7 protein-coding genes are annotated in these 8554 nt (G+C 67.0%); all 7 read right to left on the bottom strand.

Translation table 11 applies throughout. The annotated features are described in order from the left end of the window. Window positions 1-61: 61 nt before the first annotated feature. A complete protein-coding gene (locus ACQY7V_RS02160; protein ID WP_154476369.1) occupies window positions 62-1009 on the bottom strand; it encodes a sugar-binding transcriptional regulator in 948 nt (315 codons plus the stop codon). A 17-nt stretch (window positions 1010-1026) separates the two neighbouring features. After that, window positions 1027-2709 carry a ribulokinase gene (locus tag ACQY7V_RS02165; RefSeq protein ID WP_235362196.1) on the bottom strand — a complete coding sequence of 561 codons (1683 nt, stop codon included), beginning with the start codon at window positions 2707-2709 and terminating at the stop codon, window positions 1027-1029. A gap of 104 nt (window positions 2710-2813) precedes the next feature. Beyond that, on the bottom strand, window positions 2814-4175 hold the full coding sequence (locus ACQY7V_RS02170) for a sn-glycerol-1-phosphate dehydrogenase (protein WP_428638684.1): 1362 nt from the start codon (window positions 4173-4175) through the stop codon (window positions 2814-2816). A gap of 21 nt (window positions 4176-4196) precedes the next feature. Then, window positions 4197-5759 carry an FGGY-family carbohydrate kinase gene (locus ACQY7V_RS02175; protein WP_320772541.1) on the bottom strand — a complete coding sequence of 521 codons (1563 nt, stop codon included), beginning with the start codon at window positions 5757-5759 and terminating at the stop codon, window positions 4197-4199. A gap of 84 nt (window positions 5760-5843) precedes the next feature. Then, complete coding sequence (locus ACQY7V_RS02180) at window positions 5844-6653, bottom strand: HAD-IIA family hydrolase (protein WP_428638687.1); 810 nt, start codon at window positions 6651-6653, stop codon at window positions 5844-5846. Between the two features lie 106 nt (window positions 6654-6759). Further along, window positions 6760-7722 (bottom strand): hypothetical protein, encoded by a 963-nt coding sequence (locus ACQY7V_RS02185; RefSeq protein WP_154476377.1) that lies wholly within the window; start codon window positions 7720-7722, stop codon window positions 6760-6762. A 131-nt stretch (window positions 7723-7853) separates the two neighbouring features. Continuing rightward, window positions 7854-8330, bottom strand: a complete 477-nt coding sequence (locus ACQY7V_RS02190; RefSeq protein WP_235362192.1) for a ribose-5-phosphate isomerase — start codon at window positions 8328-8330, stop codon at window positions 7854-7856. Window positions 8331-8554 lie beyond the last annotated feature (224 nt).

Raw genomic sequence — 8554 nt, forward strand, 5'->3', positions numbered from 1 at the left:
ACTCGAACCTTTCGGTTCGCGGCCGCTTTCACCATTCTCAGCGGGCGAGCGCCCCGATCGGTCACGCGGAGGCACCGAGCTCGAGGATTAGCCGAGCCGTGTCTTCATCGATGATGATGGATTTCGCCAGACCGGAGCGCATGCACACGACGAGAGGGCGGGCCTTGCTCGGGCCCCAGCCGATCGCGAGCGTGCGCTTCGCCCGCTTCACGGCGTCGAGAGTGACGGCGATCGTCCGATGTTCGAGCTCCGCCGACACTGGTCTGCCCTCGGCGTCGACGAAATGCGAGAAGAGATCGGTGACTGCGCCGAGGCCGCGGAGCCTGTCCATGCCGCGCGCCGTGAGAAAACCCGAACGGACGAGAACCGATTCGGGTTCGAGGATCCCGGGGGAGAAGACGACGAGATCGGAGCTCGGTCCCGCTTCGAGGGTTGTCGCAACCGACGGCTCCCGCCGCAAACGGATCCCCAGATCGGGGTCCGTGACGATCGCCGGAGCGGGGATCATATGACCGACACCGTGACCGCGCCTGGCCATGAGGCCGATCGAATCGGCGACCTCATCGTCGTTCGAACGGACGAGCCCCCCGTACATCTGGTAGACGTCGAGGCCAGAGGTCCACTCGTCGGGCATCGCACGTGCGACCGCGGTGAGCGAACGCCCCCAGGCGATGCCGAGCGAACGCGGAGTCGGGCGTATCGCGGTGATGTAGTCCGCCGTCGCGGAGGCGACGAGCGCGCCCGTCGCCGCGAGGGACTCCTGTGCGCGGACGACGATCGCCTCCACGATCCCGAACCTGGAGATGATCTCCTTCTCGAGGTCGCGCACGCGCGCCCTCGGGTGATTGATCGTGATCGAAACGATTCCCGATTGACGGGCCTCTTCGAGGAGACGGCCGACTGTCCACCGCGTGCAGTTCATACGGTCGGCGATCGCGTCCTGCGTCATGTTCTCGTAGTAGTAGAGCTGCGCTGCTCGGAGCACGAGCAGTTCGCGATCGCCGTCCATGATGCCTTTCATCCCCCTTAGCGGGCGCTCGCGCTGAGCGCCTCCACGCGCACTCCGTGAAGGTCGTGCATCATTTCGAGTTCCCGTCCGAACAGGTCGTACAGCTTCCTGTACTGCGTGTAAAGCGCATCGTAAGCCACCGCGGAGGACTCGTTCGGTTCATAGGAAACCTCAGAGACGCCCGCCATTGCCTTCACGGCCTCGGCCACGTCCTCGTACGCGCCAGCCGCGACCGCGGCGAAGATCGCTGAACCGTGGGCGCCCGCCTGGAGGGTGCGGGCGGTCCTGAGCGGGCGCCGCGTGACATCGGCGTACATCTGCATGAGGAATGAATTCCGCAGCAGGCCGCCGGCGATGAAGATCTCCTCTACCGGTACTCCGTGCGCCTCGAAGTTCTCGATGATGACGCGGGCGCCGAAGGCCGTCGATTCGAGGATGGCACGGTACTGGTCCTCCGGGGTCGTCCGGAGGGTCTGCCCGAGCATGAGGCCGGAGAGCTGTGAGTCGACGAGGGTCGACCGGTTTCCGTTCCACCAGTCGAGAGCGATGAGGCCGTGCTCCCCGACCTTCTGTTTCGCCGCGCGCTCGGTGAGAACCTCGTGGACCGACACGTCGCGAACGCGGGCCTCCTCGAGATAGGAGACGGGCACCGAGGAGTCAACGAACCAGGCGAAGATGTCGCCGACGGCCGACTGCCCTGCCTCGTAGGCCCATGCGCCCTCGCTCACGCCACCATCAACGACCCCGAAAACTCCGGGGACCTCCTCGAGAGTCGCCGAGGGGAGGATCCAGCATGAGGACGTGCCGAGAATACCGGTGAGCTGACCCGGGGCGATCGCGCCGACGGATACGCACTGAACGTGCGCGTCGATATTGCCGGCGGCGACGGCGATCCCGGCGGGGACGCCGAAGGCGATCGCCCACTCCTCGCGCAGACCGTCGACGCAGGAGCCGAGGGGGACGATCTGGTGGCTCATCTTCTCGGTGAAGACCTTCCCGAACCCGGGCGCGAGCGCCTCAAGGAAATCCGGATCGGGGTATTTCCCGTTCTGGTACATGCGCTTGTATCCGGAGTCGCCCGCGGCGTAGGCGAGGGTGCCGGACAGCACCCAGGTGAGCCAATCAACAAGATCGAGGATCTCGGCGGTCTGGGCGTAGAGCTCGGGAGCGCGTTCGAAGAGTTCGAGGGATTTCGGGAGGAGCATCTCGGACGAGAGGATCCCTCCGTAGCGGGGGAGCCATTCCTCATCGCGCTCCTTCGCGAGGGCGACGATACGGTCGGCCTGCTGCTGAGCGCCGTGGTGCTTCCACAGTTTGAGGTACGCCTGAGGTTCGGAGGCGAACTCGGAGTGTTCGCACATCGGGCGGCCTTCAGCGTCGGTCGTGAGCACCGAGGCCGAGGTGCAGTCGAGACCGATGCCGATGATGCGGGAGCCATCGATGCCGGAGGCCCGGATCGCATCGGGCACCGCCTCGCGCATCGCGGTGAGGTAGTCGCCGGGGACTTGGAGGGCGTAGCCGGGCGGAAGGGGAACTCCGCCCGCGACGGTGAGCGTTCGGTCCATGATCGGTGTCGCGTACTCGCGCACGGCGTCGGCGAGGACCTCGCCGTCGCTCACGCGCACGACTGCGGCCCGTACGGAGAGCGTGCCGAAGTCGAGTCCGATGGTGTAGGTGTTCGTGGGGTCGTCGTTGACCATGAGGTGTCCTCTTCGAGTGGGGGAATGCGTGCGGGGCGGAGGGCCCTGCGGAGATCCGGCCCCGCCTCGATGAGACGGGGCCGGGAATCACGAGAGCTGCGGGGTCAGGCGCCGGGGTGGCGTCCCCAGTAGCCCTCGGGGGAGAAGAGCTTCTCAATGACCGCGTCGAGCAGGCCCATGTCGACGAGGGCGTCGAGGATGGTGTAGCGCGAGCGAATCATCTGAGCCTTGATGTGAGTCTCGCGGAAGCGCGCCATGTCGATGCCGATCATTTCCGGGTGGAATGGGGCGCCCACCTTCTCGAGTCGCTCGGCGGCTTCATCCGGCGAGATGAGCTGCGGACGGACCCGCTCGATGACCGTTGGCCACACGCGCTTGAGATCGGCGAGACGGGCGCGCAGCGCATCGCCCTGAAGGTTCTTGAACACGGTGTGCTTGACGGCTTCGTCCACGATCCGTGGGCTCATGAGCGAGCGGACCTTCGCCTCGACGTCCTCGTCGCTCGGGGCCGCGGCGACGATCGCTTCGACGTCGATCGCCCCGACGTCGATCTTCAGGGCCTCCTCCCAGATCGCGCAGGAGGCGACCGTGCCGACGCCGACCTTCATGCCGTGCGAGAGCGGGGGCTCCCAGTCGAGGCCATGGCCCTCCATCTCCCACACGTGGGAGAACTGGTGCCCGGCGCCCGAGGCAGGGCGCGAGGACTGGGCGGCCTGCATCGCGAGGCCCGACATGATGTTGCCCTCGGCGAGCCCGGTGATCGCCTCGATATCGCCCTCGCCGATCCGCTCGGGGTCTGCGAGTGCGTCGCGGAGGGGCCCCTGGACGAGGGACCACACGTAGTCGTCGATCGCTTCGATGCCGAGCTCGTCGGCGAGGATCCAGTCCGCGCCGGCGGGGATTTTCTCGATGAGGTCGCCGTAGCCGGTCGCGATGAGGCGCTTCGGAGAGGCGGCGATGACGCGGAGATCGGCGACGAGGGCGGCGGGGGCCGGGCATTCGCGCGTGATCTTGAAGCCGTCGCGCGAGATCGAGGCTCCGAAGGACGCGTAGCCGTCGACGGAGGGGGCGGTGCACACGTTCATGTACTGGCGCCCGAGCTCGCCCGACGCGAGTTTTGCGATGTCGTTGAGTGTTCCCGAGGCGATCGAGCACACGACGGTGTTCTCGAGGGGGCGGATGTGCTCGCGGAGGATCTCGACGTTCTCATATCCGGCGTACAGGGTCGGGGTGCCCGGGAACACGTAGGGTTCTTCGGCAGCCGCGACGCCCGCAGCCACGAGGGAGGCGACGACCTCCTCCCCGGCAGCGGCGAAGGTGTTGGTGTCTGCGACGACGAGCACGCGGGCGCCGGGGAAGACGCGGGCGAAGAGCTCACCGGTGCGGCCGAGGACGTCGGTGCCGAAGAGGATGTCCTTCGTGTCCGTCGCTGTCTTCAGCGCTTGCTCGATCAATTCCTGAGGCATGTCGTTACTCTTTCCTGGCGTTCACGCGAGGTGATCAACCATCTGATGGGAGAGCTCCTGCATTTGCGGGTAGGTCTCCATGTACTTCTCGAGGTAGAACTGGTATTCCTCGTGGACCTCGGGCCGGGGCTCGATGCGCGCCGTCTCGCGGACCATGTTGCGGGCCGCGTCCTGGATCGACTGGTACTGGCCCGAGCCGACGGCGGCGAGCATGCACGAGCCGAGGACGACCGCGTCGCCGACCTCGGTGAGGGTGACGGGCAGGCCGGTGACGTCGGCGTGCATCTGCATCCAGTCGCGCGACTTCGTGGCGCCGCCGCAGGCGACGAGCTCGGTCGAGGCGAATCCGGCGTTCTTGAAGGCCTTGAGGACGTGCGCGGTGCCGTAGCAGACCGCCTCCTCGATCGCGTGGTAGACCTGCTCGGGTGTCGTGCCGAGGGTGAGGCCCCACATGATGCCGCGCGCCCTGGAATCGGTGTAGGGCGTCCGGTTGCCCTGGAAGTACTCGTTGATGATGAGACCGTTCGAGCCGACGGGGATGTCGGCGACGCGTTCGTCGAGGATCTTGTAGGGGTTCATGCCGAGGCGCTCGGCGGCGCCGGTGATGTCCCTGCAGAAATTGTCCTTGAACCATTTGAGGACTGAGCCGGAGGAGACGAGGCCGCCCTCGCAGGTGTACTGACCGGGGATGACTCCGTCGGTGTAGCCGCCGAAGAAGCCTTCGCCGTGGAGGGGGCTGCCGGACTGGCCGGTGATGACGTGGGAGGAGCCGGTGATGACGGCGGTCTTGCCCGGGGAGACGACGCCGAGGCCGATCTGGCCGGCCCACGCGTCCGCGCAGCCCTGGGCGACCGGGGTGCCGGGGAGCAGCCCGAGCTCCTGGGCGGCGGAGACGGAGAGGCCGCCGATCGGGACGCCGAGATCGCAGACCTTCTCGGGGATCTTCTCGAAGACGTCGCCGCAGCCGATGTGCTCGTAGAACTCGACGGGCCAGCCGCCCTTGTCGCGGTTGTAGTACATGCGCAGTGCGGCGGAGTTGATGTTGAGGGTCCACTCGCCGGTGAGCTTGTAGGTGAGCCATTCGGGGGCGTCGACGAGGCGCTGGGCCCGCTTGTAGGTCTCCGGCTCGTTCTCCTTGAGCCAGGCGGCCTTGAAGGGGTACCACTCGGCGGTGGCGGGCATCGTGCCGCCGCCGTTGTACAGGCGCGCCCAGTGGTCGATGGTTTCGGCGCGGGCCGATTGCTCTGTCGCGCGGACGTCCATCCACATGATCGCGTTGCGCAGCTCGCGCCCGTTCTCGTCCATCGCGACGACGGTCATCGTCGTCGCGTCGTAGGAGATGCCGGCGATGTGACGGGCGGGGATGCCGGTCTCGTCGAGGACCTTGCGGGTCGAGGCGACGAGGGCGTTCCACCAGTCGCTGGGGTTCTGCTCCGCTTGGCCGGGGCGCGGGTGGTAGGTCTTGTAGGGGGTCGCGGCGAAGGCGATCGGGTGGCCGGCGAGGTCGAAGATCGCCGCGCGGCACGACTCGGTGCCGTAATCGAAGCCGATCACGAAGGGGCCTTCGTATCCGGGTGCAACCATTTCGGTCTCTTCCTTTCTGGCCGCTCAGGAGCGGTACTGGCGGTGCGGGTGGCCGAGCGTCATGGGTCGGGGCCGTCCCGCGGATCAGACGATGGGATCGTTGTCCTCGCTCCAGCCGATCTCGTCCCACATGGCGCGCGGGATGAGCCGGTCGATCCGGTCGAGGACGTGGGTGGGGCGGTGCTCGTCGTCGAGGTCGAGCGCCTCGGCGAGGGTGGATTCGCCGGTGAGGGGCATCGCGGAGTGCATGCCCGTGTTCACCGCCATTTGGATGTCGGTCATGATGCGGTCGCCGACCATCACGCAGTTCGCCGGATCGACGTCGAGGTCGCCGAGTGCGGCGGAGAGCATGACGGGGTCGGGCTTGCCGACGACCATTTCGCACTTCGTGTTCGTGCATGCCTCGATCGCGGCGATGATCGATGCGCAGTCGGGTTCGCCTCGGCCCCCGGGGAAGGGGCAGAAGCGGTCGGGGTTCGTCGCGATGAGGACGGCCCGCTTGTGGAACCAGATGGCGTCGAAGGCGATCTGGAGCTTGCGGTAGTCGAAGGTCCGGTCGTAGGAGGCGACGACGACGTCGATCTCCTCGGGGTTCTCGCTCATCCGGATCCCCGCCTTCGCGAAGGCCCGCTTGAGGGGTTCTTCAGAGATCGGGAAGACGGTGAGGCCCGGCTTGTTCTCGAGGAGCCAGCGGGTCGTCGTGACGACGGTGTTCGCGATTTCCTCGATCGGGGTCGGCAGGCCGAGCCCGGCGAGTTTGGCGGCGTACTGCTCGGGGTCCTTCGTCGGATTGTTCGAGAGGAAGCGGACGGGGATGCGGCGTCGGCGGAGCTCCTCGATGAGCCTCTTCGCCCCGGGGAGCAGGTGGTCCCCCAAGTAGATCGTGCCGTCCATGTCGAAAACGTAGGCTTCGTACAGGCGTTCGGGCCATGCAGTGAGTTCGGCTGCTGTTTCCACCGTCCGTTCCTTTCTCGTGCCGTGCGGTGCCGCGGATTCCGCGTCAGGCGATGAGCGCTGCGCTGGAGACCGCGAGGGTGTTCATGAGCCAGATGACGCCGGCCGGTGGGTCGATGTGCGTGTCGCCGTGGGCGTAGGCGAGCCGCGCGAAGTACTCGCCCGCGAAGCCCGCGAGGACGCCGAACACGGTGCCGACGCTGATCGCGAGGAAGCCGGAGCCGGTCGCATTGAAGAAGAGGACGGCGGCGAGGCCCGCGGAGATCGTCATGTGGTGGGTGACCGGGAATTTCAGGCCGCCTGCGACGAAGAAGATGCACAGGGCCGAAATCGCGAAGGGGATCACCTGAGCGTTCGCGATGATGGCCTCGGGATTCTTAGAGAGGGGCGCGATGTAGCCGACGAGCATGGTCGCGATGCCTGCGGCGAAGAGGCCGGAGGAGGCGGACACGGTGAGGAGCTGGCCGGGGGTCTCCTGCCAGTCGAGCCAGCGGGTGGTGCCCTCGGGCTTGGTGATCGAGTGGAACACGCCGGTGCGTCCGAAGAGGATGCGGACGAGGACGCCGGAGCAGACGACGGTGAAGGCGATTGAGTCGGTGTGGGAGCCGAACCACGGGATGTGGGTGACGAGCCGCTGGAAGAGGTAGCCCCCGACGCCGAAGAGCGCGCCGATGAGGAGGACATCCGCTCTGCCGAGGCCGACGAGCGGGCTGTTGACGTCCTTGCCGCCCGACGCGAGGTAGCCCTTCTTCGCCGCGTAGGCGGCGGCTGCGACGCCGCCGGCGAAGGCGATGTGCGGACCGAAGGCCGGGCCGAAGGAGATGTAATCGAGGACCATCGTATTGCCGGTGGCCGCGGCGACGCCGAATCCGAGGAGGATCGTCACGCCTGTGAAGGAGAATGCGTAGTTCGCACCGATCATTGTGCCGAACACTCCGCCGGCGGCGGCGAGAATGAGCCAGAAGAGGTCGAAATTGGACGCGAAGGTCGCAACTGCATCAGGTGTCATGTCTTCGTCCTTGAAGAGAAACGGGGCCCGTCTCGACGGTGAGTAGGGGCCGGAGGGGATCGCGCGAGCCTCGCCCCCGGAGGGGCGCTGGGGCCGCCCGCGCTCGCAAACGGGCGACCCCGTGTTCTGGGTCAGATCGCCGGTTCGTACGCCGGATCGGCATCGTAGGCTTCGAGGGCGGCGACCTTCGGTGCGGAGGTCGAGGTCTTGTCGAAGGTGTGGCCGAGCCATTCCTTCGCGAGTCGGCGCGCGAGTTCGAGGCCGATCACGCGTTCGCCGAAGGTGAGGACCTGAGCGTTGTTCGATTTGATGAGGCGTTCGACGGAGAAGGAGTCGTGCGCGACGGAGGCGCGGATGCCGGGGACCTTGTTCGCCGCCATCGCGACGCCCATGCCGGTGCCGCAGACGAAGAGCCCGCGGTCGGCCCTTCCCTTGGCGATGAGGCGCGCGGCCTTGACTGCGACGTGGGGGTAGTCGACCTCCTCGCCCGGCGCGAGGCCGGCGTCGATGACCTCATCGACTCGGGGATCGGCTTCGAGATCCTTCTTGAGGACTTCCTTGTACTCGATTCCGGCGGAATCCGCGGCGACGACGATTCTCAGTCCCACTGCTGCCTCCTTGCTCCGAATCGGGGCCTTTCTCGATCGGGCTCCGATGATTTCGATGACGTCATCGTGCCGAGGCCGGGGAGTCCGCCGCTGAAAATGCACCCAGGTGCGAGGGGCGTCGGGCTGCACGAATGTTGCGCGCATCGTGTGCGTGACGCATGTGCGCGCTCGTACTGAGTGCGCCCCCGGTCACCGCCGGGAGCGCGAATGACGGGGCGGCAGGC

It is taken from the genome of Schaalia sp. (genome assembly GCF_050312375.1).
Lineage (GTDB): Bacteria > Actinomycetota > Actinomycetes > Actinomycetales > Actinomycetaceae > Pauljensenia > Pauljensenia hyovaginalis.